Annotated in this window: 14 protein-coding genes; 13 read left to right on the top strand and 1 reads right to left on the bottom strand. The window is 68.1% G+C overall.

All coding sequences use genetic code 11. The features are described 5' to 3' along the window. Window positions 1-205: 205 nt before the first annotated feature. The 5 genes from QSJ34_RS12030 (at window position 206) to QSJ34_RS12010 (ending at window position 5,757) form a co-directional block, all read left to right on the top strand. Window positions 206-2,806, top strand: coding sequence for a valine--tRNA ligase (locus QSJ34_RS12030; RefSeq protein WP_285575499.1), 2,601 nt, complete (start codon window positions 206-208; stop codon window positions 2,804-2,806). Between the two features lies 1 nt (window position 2,807). Then, window positions 2,808-4,175 carry a polysaccharide deacetylase family protein gene (locus tag QSJ34_RS12025; RefSeq protein ID WP_285575497.1) on the top strand — a complete coding sequence of 456 codons (1,368 nt, stop codon included), beginning with the start codon at window positions 2,808-2,810 and terminating at the stop codon, window positions 4,173-4,175. Between the two features lie 96 nt (window positions 4,176-4,271). Then, the gene (locus QSJ34_RS12020) at window positions 4,272-4,679 is read left to right on the top strand and encodes a bacteriohemerythrin (protein ID WP_285575495.1); all 408 of its coding nucleotides are present in this window, start codon (window positions 4,272-4,274) and stop codon (window positions 4,677-4,679) included. A gap of 20 nt (window positions 4,680-4,699) precedes the next feature. After that, a complete protein-coding gene (locus QSJ34_RS12015; RefSeq protein WP_285575493.1) occupies window positions 4,700-5,122 on the top strand; it encodes a hypothetical protein in 423 nt (140 codons plus the stop codon). Continuing rightward, entirely contained in the window at window positions 5,119-5,757 is a 639-nt protein-coding gene (locus QSJ34_RS12010; RefSeq protein ID WP_285575491.1) for a 3'-5' exonuclease, read from the top strand. Before QSJ34_RS12015 ends, QSJ34_RS12010 begins: the two co-directional genes overlap by 4 nt. On the opposite strand, the gene QSJ34_RS12005 is transcribed toward QSJ34_RS12010, so the two are convergent. Next, complete coding sequence (locus QSJ34_RS12005; protein ID WP_285575489.1) at window positions 5,758-7,200, bottom strand: hypothetical protein; 1,443 nt, start codon at window positions 7,198-7,200, stop codon at window positions 5,758-5,760. A gap of 259 nt (window positions 7,201-7,459) precedes the next feature. On the opposite strand from QSJ34_RS12005, the gene QSJ34_RS12000 reads away from it, so the two are divergent. From QSJ34_RS12000 to QSJ34_RS11965, 8 genes are all read left to right on the top strand, one after another. Then, window positions 7,460-12,829 (top strand): Kelch repeat-containing protein, encoded by a 5,370-nt coding sequence (locus tag QSJ34_RS12000; RefSeq protein ID WP_285575487.1) that lies wholly within the window; start codon window positions 7,460-7,462, stop codon window positions 12,827-12,829. A 23-nt stretch (window positions 12,830-12,852) separates the two neighbouring features. Further along, complete coding sequence (locus tag QSJ34_RS11995; RefSeq protein WP_285575486.1) at window positions 12,853-13,422, top strand: hypothetical protein; 570 nt, start codon at window positions 12,853-12,855, stop codon at window positions 13,420-13,422. A gap of 4 nt (window positions 13,423-13,426) precedes the next feature. Further along, a complete protein-coding gene (locus QSJ34_RS11990; protein ID WP_285575484.1) occupies window positions 13,427-13,918 on the top strand; it encodes a GNAT family N-acetyltransferase in 492 nt (163 codons plus the stop codon). Then, window positions 13,915-14,289: a YraN family protein gene (locus QSJ34_RS11985; RefSeq protein WP_309568729.1), complete on the top strand. Its 375-nt coding sequence runs from the start codon at window positions 13,915-13,917 to the stop codon at window positions 14,287-14,289. Before QSJ34_RS11990 ends, QSJ34_RS11985 begins: the two co-directional genes overlap by 4 nt. 67 nt (window positions 14,290-14,356) lie before the next feature. After that, complete coding sequence (flhA, locus tag QSJ34_RS11980) at window positions 14,357-16,456, top strand: flagellar biosynthesis protein FlhA (RefSeq protein ID WP_285575482.1); 2,100 nt, start codon at window positions 14,357-14,359, stop codon at window positions 16,454-16,456. A gap of 10 nt (window positions 16,457-16,466) precedes the next feature. Beyond that, on the top strand, window positions 16,467-17,762 hold the full coding sequence (gene flhF / locus QSJ34_RS11975; protein WP_285575480.1) for a flagellar biosynthesis GTPase FlhF: 1,296 nt from the start codon (window positions 16,467-16,469) through the stop codon (window positions 17,760-17,762). After that, window positions 17,759-18,628 (top strand): MinD/ParA family protein, encoded by an 870-nt coding sequence (locus tag QSJ34_RS11970; protein WP_285575478.1) that lies wholly within the window; start codon window positions 17,759-17,761, stop codon window positions 18,626-18,628. Before flhF ends, QSJ34_RS11970 begins: the two co-directional genes overlap by 4 nt. A gap of 8 nt (window positions 18,629-18,636) precedes the next feature. Continuing rightward, window positions 18,637-19,563: a FliA/WhiG family RNA polymerase sigma factor gene (locus QSJ34_RS11965; protein ID WP_285575476.1), complete on the top strand. Its 927-nt coding sequence runs from the start codon at window positions 18,637-18,639 to the stop codon at window positions 19,561-19,563. The last annotated feature ends 3 nt before the right edge of the window (window positions 19,564-19,566 follow it).

Raw genomic sequence — 19,566 nt, 5'->3', positions numbered from 1 at the left:
GTCCCCGTTCCGGACGAATGGCGACCATGGTATCGCATTCCAACGGACCTGGGAGTCACCTCTCCCGAACCCTCCTGGAACCCTCCTTCTTCCATGGGTAAACTGATTTATTGGGTTGGCGGTTCCCACCATGTCCGTACCAACTCGAAATCGGCTCGCCGATTTCGAGTTGGAAAAGGCCAAGACAAGGATTTCAATGCACGAAATGGACAAGGCTTTCGATTTCAAGACGGCGCAGACCCGCTGGTATTCGGTGTGGGAGGAATCCAAGGCCTTCGAGGCCGCGCCCAAGAGCGGCAAGGAGCCCTGGTCCATCGTGATTCCCCCGCCCAACATCACGGGCAACCTGCACATGGGCCACGCCCTCGTGAACACCCTGCATGACGTGCTCACGCGCTTCAAGCGGGCCCAGGGCTTCGACGCCCTGTGGGTGCCGGGTACGGATCACGCCGGCATCGCCACCCAGATGATGGTGGAGCGCCAGCTCAAGGCCGAAGGCACGGACCGCCACCAGCTGGGCCGCGATGCGTTCGAGAAGCGCATCTGGGACTGGAAGGAGAAGAATCAGGGCGCCATCGAGCACCAGCTCAAGCGCCTGGGCTGCTCCGTGGATTGGACGCGCAACCGCTTCACCCTGGATCCCGCGCTCAACAAGGCCGTGCGCAAGGTCTTCGTCGAAAGCTACCGTGCCGGCCGCATCTACCGCGGCCCCCGCATGATCCAGTGGGATCCCGCCCTGCAGACCGCGCTCAGCGATCTCGAAGTGAAGTACGAGGAGCGCCGCGGCAAGCTCTGGCACCTGCGCTATCCGCTGGCAGACGGCAGCGGCGACGTCGTCGTGGCCACCACCCGCCCCGAGACCATGCTCGGCGATACCGCCGTGGCCGTGCATCCCGACGACGAGCGCTACCAGGGCATGATCGGCAAGCTCATGAACCATCCGCTCACGGGCCGGCAGATCCCCGTGGTGGCCGACACCTTCGTCGATCCCGCCTTCGGCACGGGCTGCGTGAAGGTGACGCCGGCCCACGATCCCAACGACTTCGCCGCGGGCCAGCGCCTGAAGCTGGACTCCATCACCATCATCGGCTTCGACGCCAAGATGACCGCCGCAGCGGGCGCCTACGCGGGCCTGGACCGCTTCGAGGCCCGCAAGCGCGTGGTGGCCGATCTGGAGGAGCAGGGCTTCCTCGTGAAGGTGGAGGACTACACCAACAAGATCAGCCTCAGCGACCGCAGCGGCGCCGTGCTGGAGCCCCTCGTCAGCGAGCAGTGGTTCATGGATGTCAAAGACGCCGCCGCCAAGGCGCTCGACGCCGTCAATTCGGGTGCCATCCAGTTCACGCCCGAACATCACACGGCCGTGTGGAACCATTGGCTCACCAACATCCAGGATTGGTGCATCAGCCGCCAGCTCGTCTGGGGCCACCGCATCCCGGCCTGGACCTGCGACGCCTGCGGCGAGCTGCACGTGGAGATGGAAGCCCCGGCCGCCTGCACCTGCGGCAGTACGAAACTCACTCAGGACCCCGACACGCTGGACACCTGGTTCAGCTCGGCCCTGTGGCCCTTCAGCGTCTTCGGCTGGCCCGAGGAGACCGAGGAGCTCAAGCGCTACTACCCCACCAGCGTGCTCATCACGGGCTACGACATCCTGTTCTTCTGGGTGGCGCGCATGGCCATGGCGGGCCTCACCTGGATGGGCGAGGTGCCCTTCCGCAAGGTCTACTTCAACAGCCTCGTGCGCGATGCCAGCGGCCAGAAGATGAGCAAGACCAAGGGCAACGTCATCGACCCGCTCGAAGTGATGGAGGAGTACGGCACCGACGCCCTCCGCTTCTCACTGGCCATCATGGCCGCGCCGGGCACCGACATCGCCATGAGCACGGCGCGTCTGGAGGCCTCCCGGAACTTCTGCAACAAGCTGTGGAACGCATCACGCTTCGTGCAGATGAACCTCGACGAATCCATCACGCTCGAAACGACGCCCGAATTCGGCGAGGCCGAATTCTGGATGATCAAGGAGATGAGGGACACGCTCACCGCCGTCACGAAGGCGCTCGAGGAGTTCCGCTTCCACGAGGCCTCGGACCTGCTCTACCACCTGGTCTGGGATGATTTCTGCGCCACCTACATCGAGCTGGCCAAGGTGCAGCTGGTGAGCGGCACGGCCGGGCAGAAGGCCGCCATCCTGCACTTCCTCGACATCCTGCTGCGCGCCCTGCATCCCTTCGTGCCCTTCCTCACCGAAGAGATCCACGAGGCGGTCATCGCGCCCCGATTACCGGATTCAGAGCCTGCTCTCCTGGCTCTGCGAAGCTGGCCAACGGATGAAAAGGACCTTCAGATCACGGGCGGCGACGCGACGATCATCCCCCGCTTCCAGGAAGTGCTCTCGGCCTTCCTCCGCCTCAAGGCCGAGCAGGGCGTGGATCCCGCCAAGCGCGTGCCCGCCTTCTGTTCACTGATGGAACTGGAACCCTTCGCCGAGGCCCTGAAATCCATCGCACGGCTGGAATCGGTCACCTTCACCAAGGACGAGCTGGCCACGGCCACCCGCACCGTGGCCGTGGTCGCGGGCGGCACCCTGGCCCTGGAGCTGGCGGGCCTCAAGGATCCCGTCGCCGAAAAGGCCAAGCTCGAAAAGGAACTGGCCAAGCTAGAGAAGGAGCTGGAACCCCTTCGCGCCCGCCTCGCCGACGAAAGCTTCGTCACCAAGGCCCCCGAGGCCGCCGTGGCCAAGCTGCGCGGCCAGGCCGAGGAGAAGGAGCAGCGCCTCGTCCAGGTGAAGGCCCTGCTGGGCTGACATGCTGCGGAAAACCTGGCCCCTCCTCCTCTTGGCGCTCGCGGCGGGCGCGCTGTGGCCCCTGCGCCATCAGCGCGCAAAGGTCGCTACCCGTCCGCCCCTGGCCGTCGCGGCCACCCTCGCCGAAGCCACGGCCCGCCCGGAACCGGCCGGCACTGCGCCGCTGCTGGAGGCGCTGCGGGCCGATCTGGAGGTGCACCGCCAGCTGATTGTGCTGTTCGCCGACGAAGCGAACCTCAAGGGGCCTGACCTGGAACGCGCCCTGGCCGTCGGCCATCGCCTGCACCACGAGCGTCGCGACCTGGTCCACCAGCTGAACACCGCGCTGACGCGGCTGGCCGGGCAGCCCGCCGCCCAGCGCGATCCCGTGGTCGCCGCGCTGCTCGATTGGATGGAAGCCGACCCGGAGCTGCTCGAACTGGACCGGCTCGCCTTCCGGGATTCGCTGCGGATCCTCCAGAAGCCGCTCCGCCACGACACCAGCCCCGGCGGCCTGATGCTCAACCAGCGCCTGGCCCGCGATCTCGCCGAGGTGGACCGGGTGGAGCGCCTCGTGGAAACGGAGTACCAGCGCGTCTTCGGAGGCCCGGGCGTCCAGGCCCAGGGAGGCTCGCGGGCGCGCTGGACCGCCTATGTCACCGAACTCCAGAAGCGAATCCCGCTCGATCCGCTGCTCAAGGGCCCGGCCATCGCCTCCCCGGCCGCGGGTCTCCAGGGCAGCGGCGAGATCAACGGCACCGAGCTTCCCGACAAGGTGCTCATCCTCAGCTTCGACGACGGCCCCCACCGGATCTACACCGAGGAGATCAAGGCCCTCCTGCAGAAGGAGCAGGTGCCGGCCCTGTTCTTCGAAGTGGGTCGCAACCTCGGCGCCCAGGAAACCTCGGGCCAGGTCAAGCTGAATCCCCTCTCCAGCATCACCGAGGATCTGGTGAAGGGGGGCTTCGTCGTGGGCAACCACAGCTACACCCACGCCCAGCTCAACAAGGAGACCGGCGCCGCGCTGGATCTCGAGATCCGCGAGACCGACCAGCTGCTGCAGGCCATTCCCGGCGCGCACAGCCAGCTGTTCCGCTTCCCCTACGGCGCCCGCACGCCGGTGCAGTTGCAGGCCCTCCAGACCTACCACCTGCGCTCGGTCCTCTGGAACATCGACAGCCTGGACTGGGCCGATCCCGTGCCCAGTTCCGTGGCCGACCGCGTGTTGAAGCTCATCGCCCACGAACGGCGCGGCATCCTCCTGTTCCACGACATCCACGACCGGGCCGGCAAGGTGCTGCCGGTGCTGATCCCGCGTCTGGAGGCCGAGGGTTACCGCTTCGCCGCGCTGGACGCCCAGGGCCACCTGGTGCTGCCCGGGTCTCACTGACCCCCCGTCAGCACTTGATTTAACCATTCGACGCCATAAATCATGTTCGTCCCAGGGCGACCGATGAATCCGGCGGACTCGACCTGGGAGGTCGTCATGGCATTCATCAAGTGGGAGTCCAAGTACGAAGTGGGCGTGCCCATCATCGACGCCCAGCACAGGATGCTTTTCGATCACGTGAACACCCTGTTCGACGCGATGCAGGCGGGGCACGGGAAGGACGAGATCGGCAAGACCCTCGCCTTCCTCGCCCGCTACACCGTCGAGCACTTCAAGACCGAGGAGGATCTCATGCAGCGGTCCGCCTACCCCGGCTTCAAGGCGCACAAGGCCGTCCACGACGACCTCACCCGCCAGGTGGTGGAACTCCAGGGGAAGCTCGACAAGGGCTCGCAGATGCTGTCCCTTCCGGTCATGCATTTCCTCCGGGACTGGCTCTCCCACCACATTTCCGAAGAGGACAAGAAGCTGGCGGCGCACCTGAACCGCGCAGCCGCGCGCTGACGGATGCTAGTCTGGAAGGTATGACGAAGACTTACTATGCAGGCCAGGATGTGGATGCGCCCTGCGGGCGCTGCGGCGGCGAGACCCGCCACCAGGTCCTGACCGTGACCAATGGGGTGCCCGACAAGCTCATCTGCGGGAACTGCCGCTCTGTGCACAAGTTCCGCGCGGCCAAGCCCGAACCCCTCCCCCGCAACCCGCGGATCCCCGCCGCCGCCAAGGTGGGCGGCCCCCGCCCGGGCTCCCTCGTCTCCCAGTTCCAGCAGGTGCTGGCCGAGGAGCAGGGTGGTGCCAAGGCCCGCCCCTACCGCGTCAACGAGCCCTGGGAGGAAGGCGCCTGGATGGACCATCCGAGCTTCGGCCTGGGCCGCGTGCAGCGGAAGCTGGGTAAGAAGGTGGACGTGCTCTTCAGAGAGGGTCTCAAGACCCTGATCAGCGCATGACCCAGCCCCCCCTCCTCGAATCCGGCTCGCCCGCCCTGCGGGAGCTGAGGTTCGCGGTGCTGGATCTGGAGACCACCGGAGGCAGTCCCAAGGCCCGCTGGGGCAAGGACGGGCGGTTCCTCCAGCCCTCGGAGATCACGGAAGTGGGCCTGGTGCGCCTCTCGGGCCTGGTGGTGGAGGAGCGCTTCTCCAGCCTGGCCTCGATCCAGGGCTTTCTGCCCGAAGAGATCCAGCGCCTCACGGGCATCAGCCTGCCCATGCTGGCGGGCGCGCCCCCCTGGGAGCAGGTGGCGCTGAAGCTGGCGCCCAAGCTCGAAGGCCGCGTCTGGGTGGCCCATCACGCGCCCTACGACGGCAGCTTCCTCAAGGCCTGGCTGCCCGAAGGCATCTGGCGGCGCCACCGCCTCGTCTGCACCCGCCTGCTGGCCAAGAAGCTCATCCCCGAGCTGCCGCGCCGCAGCCTGGCCGAACTCTGCGAATTCCTCGGAATCACCAATACCCGCGCCCACCGCGCCCTGCAGGACGCCGAGGCCACGGCCGAAGTGCTGCAGCACCTGCTCAAGCGCGCCGAGGACCAGGGCCTGAACGGCGAGGCCTTCCTCGCCCTCGGTGAAGTGCCCTGGAACAAGGTCTGATCAGTAGCGCAGCCCCAGGTCGAGTTTCAGCCCGAAGCTGGAGCGGGTGCCGTAGAGGCCCACTTCCTGGCCGTCGCCGTTGGCTTGGAGGACGGTCACCGGCTTGAAGGAATTCCAGGTGTAGGCCAGCGGCGCCGTGATCCGCACGAATCCGCTGCGCCCGACGAAACCCAGGTAGTAAGGGGCGAATCGAAGCATCGCCTCGTTGAAGGGACGCTTGGCGACATCGACATTCAGGAGGCGGTACTGATCCACCACGTGGATGCCGGTCGCGCGCCCGACCCGCAGTTCCAGGGCATCCGCGTGAAAGCCCTCCCGCCAGGGATCCCCCTGGAGGCTCGCGTGAACGCCGACGAGGTCGTACTTGGCGGCGAAGAGCATGTGGTCCGAGTAGGAGCCAAATTCCGTGACGTTCAGGGGGCTTTCGATCTTGTCGATCTGCAGGCCCACGGCCAGCTTCAGGCCCTGAGTCTTTCTGCCGAACTGCCCGTCCAGGGCGAAGGTCTGATCCCGGCGCTTGTAGGCGAAGTTGACGCCATCCATCAGACTCACCCAGGCGAATCCATTCCGATCCACGATCAGCGTGTTCTTCGCCAGCACGGCGGTGGTGGCGGCGGTCTCATCCTCGTAGGAGATGCCGATGGGCATCCAGGCTCCCTTGAATTGCGCCCCCAGCCGCCACTGCCGATAGAAGGTCGTGGCCTGGGTGGAGACATCGAGCCGGTTGGTGGGTTCGGATTGCTCCGCCTGGGCGGTTTTCGAATAGCCCAGGTCGATCTGCCCCCAATCGCCCCACAGGTTCAGGCCCAGGCCCAGCACCTGGCTGGGCTTGGCGTCGAGGCGCACCGTCGGAGGCTGGGCGGGCTGGGAGGACCGGGTTTCCACCGATCCCTGGATGGCCCACCAGGGGACGGAGGAAGGCCTGGGCGCGGGGACCGGGGCCTTCGGCCGGGCCGGTGCCGGTTCTGAGGCGGGCGCTGGCACCGGAGCCGGAGCGGAAGGGAGAACGGGCTCCACGGGTTGCACGGCAGGGGCCTGGGGCTGGTCCTCGTTGGGATCCACGCCCGCAAAAGGATCCGCCTTCAGCTTGCCGACGAGCATCGGATCGAAGCCGTCGCGGGGCACGGCCTCCGTGGCGAGGGTCACTACGCCGACCACGCCCTGCTCTGCGAGGGCGTGGATCAGGGCCTGGACCCGGCCCTGGACCACCGGCTCCGAGGCGCCGTGGTTCCGGGGGATGCCGATGGCCCAGGGGCCCGTCTTGCCCCATGCCTGCACAAACTGCCCAAGTTTCTCGAGCCCCAGGGGGCTCAGCGCCACGGACCCCTTGCCGAAATAGAGGGTGTCCATCCGCTCGAAGGTCGTCAGCGGGGCCTCCCCGCCCCGGACCGGACCGAGGAGGGTCCAGGCCGCCAGAGTGAACGTACGCCAGGGTTTGAGCAAGGGTGCCTTCGGGAAAGTGCCGTGAACGTCTAGGGAACCAGGGTACCGGGTGGCCGTCGGCCGCCGGTCGGGGAAATGGCAACGACCAGGATCCAAGGCAATTAACGGTCCAAGCCGCCTCAGCCGAGGGGATGGTGAGGAAAGTGGGTTGGCACAGTCTGTGTAGGAGGGATAAGCGCGCCTTCTCCATGGTCAGGATCCTGCCCCTCCAGATGGCCCACGCCCGCACGACGCCACCGCTCAGGAACGCTCGATGGGAATGTCCCCCAGACCCGATGATCCGAACGCAAGCCTTCGCCGCTTCGGCCGGAGTCTGGCCGCCCTCGCGCTGATGGGGCTGCTCGCCTGCGGCGGCGGCGCCAAGACCTCCGAAGTCCTCGCCCCAGCCACACCGGCCTTTGCGACCCAACCCGCCAGCCAGACCGTGAACGTCGGCCAGGCGGCCACGTTCACGGTAACCGCGGCAGGTTTTGCTCCGTTCACCTACCAGTGGCGCCGGGACGGGGTGCCCATCCCCGCCGCCACCGGCGCCACCTACACCACCGCCGCCACCACCCAGGCCGATGACGGGGCCACCTTCTCGGTGCTGCTCACCAACCGGCTGGGCAGCGTCGCATCCAATTCCTGCGCGTTAACGGTGCAGTGGCCCCCCGCCATCACGGCCCAGCCCGGCGACCTCACCGTCACCGAAGGACAGCCCGCGGCCTTCAGCGTGACGGCGAACGGGAAACCCACACCGACCTACCAGTGGCAGAAGAACCAGGTCGATATTCCGGGCGCCACCACCAGCACGTACCAGGTCGGCGTGACAGCCCTGGCGGATGCCGGCGCCACCTTCCGGTGCGTGGTCAGCAATGCGGCCGGATCCACACCCAGCCGCGACGCGGTCCTGACCGTCAACCCCGCACCCCGGCCGCCGGTCATCAGCGCCTTCGGCGCCAACCCGACGACGCTCACCCTCGGTCAATCGACCACGCTCTCATGGACCGTGGCGGGCGCCACCAGCCTGAGCATCGATCAGGGTGTCGGTTCGGTCACCGGGCTCGCCAGCAAGGCGGCCACGCCCAATGCCACGGGCACGATCATCTACACGCTGACCGCCACCAACGGGGCGGGTTCCAGCCAGGCCACCGCGCAGGTCCTCGTCAACCCGCTCCCCGGCTACGCCCTGACGGTGAACCTGGGCGCGGGCGTGACGGGCCTTCCCGCCGCCACAGCCACCTACACCCAGGGCACGGTGGTGAACTACGCCTACAGCCTGCAGGCCGGCTACCAGAACCTCCAGGTCAGCCTGGATGGCAACCCCGTGGCGCCTTCGGGAAGCCTGACCATGAATGGCGCCCACACCCTGGCCGCCACGGCCCAAGTCCAGACCTGGACCATCACGGCCAGCGCCGGCGCAAACGGCAGCGTCAGCCCCTCCGGCGTGACCACCCTCAACCAGGGCGGCAGCCAGACCTACACCATCACCCCCAATGCCGGGTACCAGATCGCCAGCGTCACGGTGGACGGCGTGTCCGTCGGCCCCGTGGGCACGTACACCTTCAGCAACGTGACGGCCAACCACACCCTCGCCGCCGCCTTCAGCGCCCTGCCCACCTATGCGCTCACGGTGAACCTGGGCGCGGGCGTGACGGGCGTTCCCGCGAGCTCGGCGAGCTATGTCCAGGGCACGGCCGTGAACTATGCCTATGCCCTGCAGGCGGGCTACCAGAACCTCCAGGTCAGCCTGGACGGCAGCCCCGTGGCGGCCGCAGGCAGCCTGACCATGAACGGCACGCACACCCTGGCCGCCACCGCCCAGCTCCAGAGCTTCACCCTCACGGCCAGCGCCGGCGCGAACGGCACCGTCTCGCCCGCCGGCGTGACCACCCTGACCTACGGCGGAAGCCAGACCTACACCATCACGCCCAACACCGGATACCAGGTGACGGACGTGGTCGTGGACGGCAGCTCCGTCGGACCCATCACGTCGTACACCTTCTCGAACGTCACCAGCAGCCACACGCTTTCGGCCACCTTCCAGATCCAGACCTTCACCCTCACGGCCAGCGCCGGCGCAAACGGATCCATTAGCCCCAACGGCGCAGTCTCCGTGAACTACGGCGCCAGCCAGACCTTCACCATCACGCCCAACGCCGGATACCAGATCGCCGGCGTCACCGTGGATGGGCTCGCTCAGGGCGCCATCGCCTCGTACACCTTCTCGAACGTCCTCACCAACCACACCATCTCCGCCACCTTCAGCCCGCTGCCCACCAACACCCTGACCGTGGCCCTGGGCCTGGGCGTGACTGGGACGCCCGCGAGCACAGCGACCTATCCCCAGGGCACGGTCGTGCCCTACAGCTACGCCCTCCAGGCCGGCTACCAGAACCTGCAGGTCCACCTGGACGGCGCCCCGGTATCCGCCTCGGGCAACGTCACCATGAACGCCGCCCATACCCTCACGGTCACCGCCCTGATCCAGACCTTCACCATCACCGCCAGCGCCGGGGCCAACGGCAGCATCAGCCCCACCGGCAGCACGCTGCTGAACTACGGCAGCAACCAGAGCTACACCATCACTCCGAACGCGGGGTACCAGGTGGCCGACGTGCTGGTGGACGGCGTATCCGTGGGGGCCGTCACGAGCTACACCTTCTCGAACCTGGCGGCCAACCACACCATCTCGGCCAGCTTCGCCCTGCCGCCCGGATTCGTCCTGACGGTGAACCTGGGCACGGGCGCCACCGGCTCCCCCGTGTCCACGGCCAGCTACCCCCTGGGCACGGCCGTGCACTACAGCTACTTCCTTCAGTCCGGCTACCAGAACCTGCAGGTCACCCTGGATGGCGCGCCCGCGCCAGTCTTCGGCGACATCACCATGAACGCATCCCACACCCTGACCATCACCGCCCAGATCCAGACCTTCACCATCACGGCCAGCGCCGGGCCCAACGGGAGCATCAGCCCCGCCGGCGTGACCACGGTGAATTTCGGCGGCAGCCAGGCCTACACCATCACGCCCAACGCCGGCTACCAGGTGGCCAACGTCACGGTGGACGGCGCTTCCCTGGGCGCCCTGACGAGCTACACCGTCTCCAACGTGACGTCGAACACCACCATCTCGGCCACCTTCAGCGCCCTGCCCACCTATGCCCTGACCGTCAACCTGGGCGCGGGCGTCACGGGCACGCCCGCGAGCACCACGAGCTACCCCCAGGGCACCTCCGTGGCCTTCAGCTACGCCCTGTTGGCCGGCTACCAGAACCTGCAGGTCACCTTGGATGGAACCCCCGTGGCCGCCTCGGGCAGCGTGACCATGAACGGCACCCACACCCTGGGGGCATCGAGCACCGTGATCGCGCCCAACGCCGAACTGGCCCTGCCCATCTCCGTGCATCCCGGCGACACCTGGATGAAGGCCAGCGTCCCCATCCAGTCCGGCATGACCGACCTGTGGACGCTGATTTCCGGCAGCAGCTCGGGCACCATCAGTTCTGGACAGGGCACCGGTCTGCTCGGCTTCACGGCCGGTACCGCGGGCACCTTCCAGGTTCAGGCCGATGTCCAGAATCCCGCGGCCACCCACGCCACCGCCGCGCGCACGGTGACCGTCCAGACCGGCACCTGGCTGGTGAAGAACGGCGGCCTCTCCGCGGCGCGAAGCGGTCGGGCCTGGGCCCTCCTGCCCAGCGGACGCGTGTTGCTCGTCGGCGGAGCCTGGCTCGGCAGCGCGCCCGAAGCGGCGGCGGAAATCTTCGATCTCGCCTCCGCTACCTGGGCCCCCACGGGCAGCCTGGGAACGGCGCGTTCGGGCTTGTCGGCCACGCTGCTCGGCAATGGCAAGGTGCTGGTGGCCGGGGGCCACGGCGCCTCCGGCTACCTCAACAGTTCAGAGTTGTATGATCCCGCCCTCGGCACCTGGAGTCCGACCACAGGCAACCTGAACGCCGCCCGTTCCGGCCACACCGCCACCACCTTGGCCAACGGCAAGGTCCTGGTGGTCGGAGGTTCCGATGGGACCCTCGCAGCCCTCGCCACGGCTGACATCTACGATCCCAGCACGGGCCTCTGGACAGCGACAGGGAGCCTGACCACCGGTCGCTCCGGCCACTCGGCCACACTGCTCTCAAGTGGCAAGGTGCTGGTGGCTGGCGGGCGGGACGGCTCGGGATCGAACGCCGCCCCCGAACTCTTCGATCCGGCCCTCGGCACCTGGTCCGCCGCAGGCACCATGGGCACCGGGCGCACCAACCACACAGCCACCCTCCTTTCCAGCGGCAAGGTCCTCGTGACGGGCGGTCTCGACGCCTCGAACAACCCGCTGGCCAGCTCGGAACTCTACGATCCCAGCGGGGGCACCTGGGCGCCCACGGGAGCCCTGGGCACGGCCCGGAGCGGCCATTCGGCCACCCTCCTCTCCAGCGGCAAGCTCCTCGTCGCGGGAGGCACCGGCGCCTCCGGTGAAACGCCCAGCGCCGAACTCTACACCGTCGCGGCCGGAACCTGGACCGCCACGGGCAGCCTCGTCACCGCCAGGTCGGGCCATGCGGCCGCCCTGCTGCAGGACGGCACCGTGCTCGCCGCGGGGGGCAGCGCCACCGACCCCCTAGGCAGCACGGAAACCTTCAATCCCACCTCCGGCACCTGGTCGGCCCTGGGCAGCCTCGGAAGCGCACGCACCCGCCCCACCGCCACCCTCCTTGGCAACGGCAAGGTCCTCATGGCGGGGGGAACCTTGAACGGAAATCCGCTCGCCAGCGCCCTGCTCTACGACCCCACGACGCGGACCTGGACGGCCACCGGAAGCCTCGGCACCGCGCGATCCGGCCACACGGCCACCCTGCTGGGCGACGGCACCATCCTTGTGGTCGGCGGGCAGACCGCCTCGGGTTACACGACCACCGCTGAACGCTACGATCCAGGCACGGGGCTATGGACGGCCACCGGCAGCCTGTCGGCGGCCCGCGCCAACCACACGGCCACCCTCCTCACGGGCGGAAAGGTCCTGGTGGCGGGCGGTTCCGACGCATCTTCATCCCTCGCGACGGCGGAGATCTTCGATCCCAGCCTGGGCACCTGGGCCCCCACCGGCTCCTTAAGCGCGGCCCGCGCCTTCCACACCGCCACGCTGATCTCGGGCGGCCTGGTCCTGGTGGCCGGGGGCAATGGCGCGACCAGCGGCCTGTCCAGCGCGGAGCTCTTCGACCCCGCCCTGGGAACCTGGTCCGGCACCGGCGCCCTGGTCGGCGGGCGCACCAGCCATTCCGCCACCCTGCTGCAGAGCGGCCAGGTGCTCGTCGCGGGAGGCGAGGACGGCTCCGGAACCCTGTCGAGTTCCGAAATCTTCGATCCCGTGGCCACCACCTGGAGCGCCACGACCGGAGGCCTGGGCATGGCGCGTTCGAGCCAGTCGGCCACCCTACTTGCCAACGGCAAGGTCCTCGTGGCCGGGGGCGCCAACGGCACTTCGAGCGCCCTGTCCTCGGTGGAGATCTTCGATCCCGGGGCTGGCACCTGGAGCGCCGCGGGGGGCCTGAACACGGGGCGCACGGGCCACACGGCGACCCTCCTGAACGACGGGACGATCCTCGTGGCCTTCGGCCTCAAGGGCGACGTCGTCACCGAGATCTACATGCCCTAGGCCAGCCCCAGTAAGCTGGTCCCATGGATCTCTCGCGCTTTCTCGACCTCGTCCGCACCCAGGGCTGGCAGGGCTGGTCCCTCTGGGTCGTGCTGCTGTTCCAGGCCCTGCTGTGGGTGGGCCTCGTGCGGCTGCACCTCTCCCTCCAGAGGGAGGAGGCCCCCTGGGAGGAATGCATCGGCAAGATCCGTTCGGCCTTCCTGCGCAAGCTGAACGGCGAGGAGGAGATCCAGGAACTGAAAGTGCACCGCTACGCGCCGCTGGTGGACCAGCTGCTGGCCCTGCATTTCGCCGAGGAGAAGGCGGACCGCTTCGACCGCTGGCTGTTGCTGCGCTGGAAGGTCAAGGAGGGCCTGCGCCCCTACTGGATCCGCTGGGGCTACCTGATCATCGCCTTCGGCGCCGTCGTGTGGTACCTCCAGGGCCTGCGCCTGGACATCGGCACCGACGTGCTCAAGCGCACGCCCGTGGATCCGCGCCTGCTCTGGGTCTGGCTGGGCTACGCCATGGTGCTGGCCTGGAAGATCGTCCGCATCCACGGCAACCTCGAGCGCGTCCAGCGCAGCCTCCTGCTGCCCCGGCGGGACGAGTAGGACCATGGCTTTCCGCATCCAGCCTTTCCAGCCGGGCCTTGAGGGGCAGGTGCTCGACCTGATCCTGCCCATCCAGCAGATCGAGTTCGGCGTGCCCATCACGGCGGCGGACCAGCCGGACCTGGGCCGCATCCCCGAGGTCTACCAGTCGGGCCGCGGCGGTTTCTGGGTGGGCATGGAAGGGGAGCGCGTGGTCGGCACCCTCGGCCTCATCGATTTCGGCCAGGCTCCCGGTGGCGGGGGCGCCCTGCGCAAGATGTTCCTCCACCGGGACCAGCGCGGCAGCGGCCTGGCCCAGGCCCTGCTCGACACGCTGCTGGTCCATGCCCGGGCCCAGGGCCTGCCCGGCCTCTGGCTCGGCACCCTGCCCCACATGGCGGCGGCACACCGCTTCTACGAACGCAACGGCTTCCGCCGGATCGCACCGGAGGCGCTGCCCCCGGACTTCCCTCGCATGCCCGTGGACACGGTGTTCTACGCCCGGGAGCTCGCCTGACCCGCCGTGGGGAGGCCGCCCGCCGCCTGGGCCTCCGGGCCGAGCGGCTGACCCTCTGGCTCTTCTGGGCTCGGGGCTGGGACCTGGTGGCCTGGCGTCAGAAAATGGGCCGCTGGGAGCTGGACCTGCTCCTGAGCCGGGGCCCTGAGTTGCGCCTCCTGGAGGTGAAGGCCCGGCGACCCGGCGCCTGGGTCGGCGCCGACACAGCCGTAGAGCCCGAGCAGCGGCTCCGCCTCCAGCGGGCCCTGCGGGGCTGGCTGGACCGGGTTCCCTGGCCGGGCGAGGTGAGCTTCCAGCGGGTGAGCTGGGCGGGATTCCGATGCCGGTTTCACCCGCCGGAGCGCTGGGATGCGCTGAAGATCCGACGCTGAACCGGGCCGATCCTGCCGCCACCACGTCGTTGGCATACCCCTCGCCCCGCACCCTGCGGGTGTCGGTATGTTGACCTTCCTCGATCGTCTGCTTCCTTATATGGCCCGCCTGGCCCGGCGGTCGGATCTCGCTGCGCCCGTGTTCGTGATGATCGTGCTGGTGGTCATGGTGTTGCCCATGCCCGCCTTCATGGTGGATCTGCTCATCGTCCTCAACATCACGCTGAGCCTCATCATCCTGATGGTGGGCATGTATGTGCGCCGCCCCAAGGAGTTCAGCTCATACCCTTCCGTGCTGCTGGTGGTGACGCTTTTCCGTCTGGCCATCAACGTGGCCACCACCCGCCGGATCCTGCTCTTCGCCGGTGACCAGGGCGCCGATGCGGCCGGCAACATGGTGAAGGCCTTCGGCCAGTTCGTCGTGGGCGGCAGCTATGTGATCGGCCTGGTGGTCTTTCTCATCCTGCTGGCCATCCAGTTCCTCGTGATCAACCACGGCGCGGGCCGCATCGCCGAAGTGACCGCCCGCTTCACCCTGGACGCCATGCCCGGCAAGCAGATGGCCATCGACGCCGACCTGAACGCGGGCTACATCGACGAGCAGGAGGCCCGCCGCCGCCGCAAGGATCTGCAGGAAGAAGCCGGATTCTACGGAGCCATGGACGGCGCTGTGAAATTCACCCAGCGCGACGCCGTGGCCGCCCTCATCATCCTGGCCGTCAACATCGTGGCGGGCATCATCCTGGGCGTGGTGCGCTACAACCTGCCGGTGACGCAGGCCCTGGAAGTTTTCACCCTCCTGACGGTGGGCGATGGCCTGGTGACGGTGATCCCCAGCCTGCTCATCAGCGTGGGCGGCGCCATCCTCACCACCCGCAGCGGCAGTGATTCCACGGGCCTGGGCAGCGAGGTGCTGGGCCAGCTCGGCGCGGACCACCGCCCCCTGGCCATCGCGGCCTCCGTGCTCTTCTTCTTCGGCATCGTGCCGGGCCTGCCCCTCTTCCCCTTCTGGGTGATGGCCGCGATCTTCGGCATCATGGCCTACGCCGCCTGGAAACTGCCCAAGGCCGCCCATGTCGTGCCCGAGGAGGCCGCGGCCGAGGAGAAGGCCAAGGCCGCCGCCGCGGAAAGCGCGGACCGGGTGGAAGGCCTGCTCAAGGTCGACCCCCTGGGTCTGGAAGTGGGCTACAGCCTCATCCCCCTGCTGGACGTCAACCAGGGCGGCACCGTGCTGGAACGCATCAAGGCCGTGCGGCGCCAGATGGCCCAGGAGCTGGGCATCGTCGTGCCCCCTGTGCGCATCCGCGACAACCTGCAACTGGCCCCCCACACCTACCGGCTCCTGCTCCGGGGCGAGGAGATCGCCCGGGCGGAGCTCCAGCCCACCCAGTTCCTGGCCATGAATCCCGGCACGGCCTCCGAGGATCTCGCGGGCACGCCCACTTCCGAACCGGCCTTCGGCCTGCCCGCCTACTGGATCCCCGACAACCTGCGCGACCGGGCCCAGATGCTGGGCTACACGGTGGTGGAACCCGCGACCGTGCTCACCACCCACCTGTCGGAGCTCATCAAGCAGCACGCGCCCGAGCTACTGGGACGGCCCGAAGTCCAGCACCTGCTGGACAACCTGAAGGAATCCACGCCCAAGCTCGTGGACGACCTCATCCCCAACGTCATCAGCGTGACCACGCTCCAGAAGGTGATGCACAACCTCCTGCGCGAGCGGGTGCCCGTGCGGGATCTGGCGCGCATCCTCGAAGCCACCGCCGACGCGGCCACCATGACCAAGGACATCGGCTTCATCACCGAATACGTGCGCCAGGCCATGGGCCGCGTGCTCACGGGACCGCATCTTTCAGAATCCGGCGAGCTGGGCGTCCTGGTGCTTGATCCCACGCTGGAACAGACCCTCCAGGGCGGCATCGAACAAACGGATCGGGGCAGCTTCCTGGCCCTGGAACCTGGCCGGACCCAGGAACTGCTCGGCCGCATCGCCAACGGTATCGCCACCCTGCTGCCCGGCGCCCAGCCGGTGCTGCTCACCAATCCCGTCGTGCGTCCCCACCTGCGGCGCATGCTTGAGCGCGCCCTCCCCCACCTGGTCGTGCTGAGCCACAGCGAAGTCCCCCTGGATGTCCGCGTCGTGAACCTGGGAACTGTCTCATGAAGGGCCAACCATGCGCGTGAAGACCTTCGAAGCCGGATCCATGCAGGACGCCCTCGACGTCGTGAAGAAGGAGATGGGCGAGGAGGCCTTCATCCTCTCCACCCGCACCCGGCGGCGCCCCGCGGCTCTGGGCCTGGGCGAGGAATCCATCATCGAAGTGACGGCCGCGGTGGATGAGGCTCAGATACAGGCCGGCATCCCCCCCCAGGCCGCGGGTGCGCCCTCGCTCACCTACGGTCTGCGCGCGCCCCTGGAAGCGCCTCCGGTTCCCCCGGCGGCCCGCCGGACGCCTCGCGAACCCGCCGCGCCCCCACCGCCCATGGACCTCCAGCCCCTTCGCCGGGAACTGCTGGAGATCAAGGGCGCCGTGGCGGCCCTCAAGGACAATGACCAGCGCAACACCTCGATCCTGAAGGAACTGGATCAGATGAAGGCCCTGCTGAGCCGCATCCAGCGCCAGGGCATGCCTCCGGCCCAGCTTCAGCTGCCCCCCAGCCTGCTGGAGATGTACGGCGACCTGGTGGCCAACGACGTGGAGCCCCTCATCGCCCTGCGCCTTTGCGAGTACGCCCAGCGCGCCCTGACCGATCAGGATGGCGACGGCGCGGCCGGGGCCGTGGATCCAGAACGGGCCCGGCTCTTCCTACGCCGCGTCATCGCGGACTTCATCCCCGTGGCCCCGCCCATCCAGCTCGATCCCGGCAAGATGCGCGTGGCCGCCCTGGTGGGTCCCACCGGCGTCGGCAAGACCACCACCCTCGCCAAGCTGGCGGCCTACGCACAGCTCCACCTCAAGCAGAAGGTGGCCCTGCTCACCCTGGACACCTACCGCATGGCGGCCGTGGACCAGCTGCAGCAGTACGCCCAGATCCTGCAGGTGCCCCTGCACGTCGCCCTCACCGTGGAGGACCTCCGCAGCGCCCTGCGCTTCTACCAGGACCGCGCCCTCGTGCTCATCGATACGCCGGGCCACAGCCCCAAGGACACGGACACGCTGAACCAGCTGCGGGGCCTGCTGGATGAACTGCCCGAGGTGGAGACCCACCTGGTGCTGTCGGCCACCACCAAGCCCCGCGACCTCACCGAGATCGCCACGCGCTACGAACCCCTGAAGCCCACCCGCCTGCTCTTCACCAAGCTGGACGAGACCTCCACCTACGGTCCCATCCTCAGCACCCTGGCGCGGGTCAAGCGGCCCCTCAGCTACCTCGGCACGGGCCAGGAAGTGCCCGACGCCCTGGAACTGGCCACCAGCCGCCGCGTGGCCGACCTCATCCTCCCCGTGCCCGTGAAGGAGGCCGAATGAGCCAAGATCAGGCAGCCCGCCTCCGCGCCATGGCCCAGGGGCAGCGCCCCGAGCAGCCGCTCTTCGCGGCCCGCGTCGTCGCCATCACCTCGGGCAAGGGCGGCGTCGGCAAGACGAATGTCGTCGCGGGCTTGGCCCTGGCGCTGGCGCAGCAGGGACAACGCGTGGTCATCATGGACGCGGATTTCGGCCTGGCCAACCTGGACATCCTGCTGGGCCTGTCGCCCAAGTTCACGCTCGAACACGTCATCCGCGGCGAAAAAGTCATCGAGGAGATCCTGCTGGACGGCCCCATGGGCATCCGCATCATCCCGGCCAGCAGCGGCATCCAGGAACTCACCCGCCTGGACACCATGAGCGAGCTGCGGCTGGTGCAGGGCTTGCAGCGGGTGGCGGAAACGGCGGACTGGCTGCTCATCGATACGGCGGCGGGCATCCACGACTCCGTGCTCAAGCTCCTCATGGCCGCCCAGGAGGTGATCCTGGTGACCACGCCCGAACCCACGAGCCTGGTGGACGCCTACGCCATGGTGAAGGTGCTGCACCTGCGCGAGGCCACCAAGCCGCTGTGGCTGCTGGTGAACAATGGGCAGAACGTGGATGAAGCCCAGGAGACCATCGATCAGCTGCAGGCCGCTACGGAGCGCTTCCTCGGCAAGCAGCTCAACGTGCTGGGCATGATCCCCAATGATCCCCACATCCTGCAGGCGGTGCGCCAGCAGCGCGGCGTCGTGGACCTCTTCCCCCGGAGCCCGGCGACGCATGCCTTCCAGGCCTTGGCTCGTCAATTGCTGGGACAAGTATCCTTGCAGCCAGACGGCTTTGCGTCATTCTGGAGGCAGCTCGCTTCCGACGAACTTCAATAGGTCCCTGCATGTGCCCAATCCCGGACCAACCCGCCGATCCCGGCCTGCCCCTCAGCGGGGAGGCCCTGCGCGCCGTGGAAAAGGCTCCGGCGGCCCTGCGCCCATGGGCCGCGCTGGCCGCCGCCAAGGCTTACGGGCGGGGCGTTCCGGCGCCGCTCGCCACCCTCGCCGCACCGGCTCCCTCCGCCCCCGAGGCCGAATCCTCGGAACCGCCCGAACCCTTTGATCGCAACAACCGCGAACAGATCATCAAGGATTACGTGCCCCTCGTGAAGTTCGTGGCGCACCGCATCGCCTCGCGCCTGCCCTCGCACGTGGAGCTGGACGACCTCATCAACAGCGGCATCCTCGGCCTCATGGACGCCATCGAGAAGTTCGAGCCGGCCCGGAACATCAAGTTCAAGACCTACGCCGAGCTGCGGATCAAGGGTGCCATCCTCGACGGGCTGCGCGATCTGGACTGGGTGCCCAGAAGCCTGCGCCGCAAGAAGAAGGACATCGAAGGCGCCTACCACATGCTGGAGCAGCAGTACGGGCGGGCGGCCACGGACGAGGAGGTGGCCGTCCACCTCGGCATCCCCCTCGAGGAGCTGCACAAGAACCTGGACGAACTGAAGGGCGTCACCCTGGGCACCTTCGTGGAGGTGGGCGAGGATGGCGAGGGCGAAAGCCTCATAAGCTTCGTGCCCGATCCCGACGCGGAGGATCCCCACCAGATCTTCCAATCTTCGGAGATCAAGGAGATCCTCCGGGACGCCATGGACGTGCTGCCCAAGAAGGAGAAGTTCGTCGTTCAGCTCTACTACTTCGACGAACTGACCATGAAGGAAATCGGCACCCTGCTGAACATCACCGAATCCCGGGTATCCCAATTGCATACCAAGGCCATGCTGCGACTCCGGGGCAAGCTCCTGGAGAAGCACATCGAAGGGTAATCC

The sequence above is a fragment of the Geothrix limicola genome (assembly GCF_030268085.1).
Classification (GTDB): Bacteria; Acidobacteriota; Holophagae; order Holophagales; family Holophagaceae; genus Geothrix; species Geothrix limicola.
Note: the sequence above shows the minus strand (reverse complement) of the source record. Positions and strands in the feature narration are given on the sequence as shown.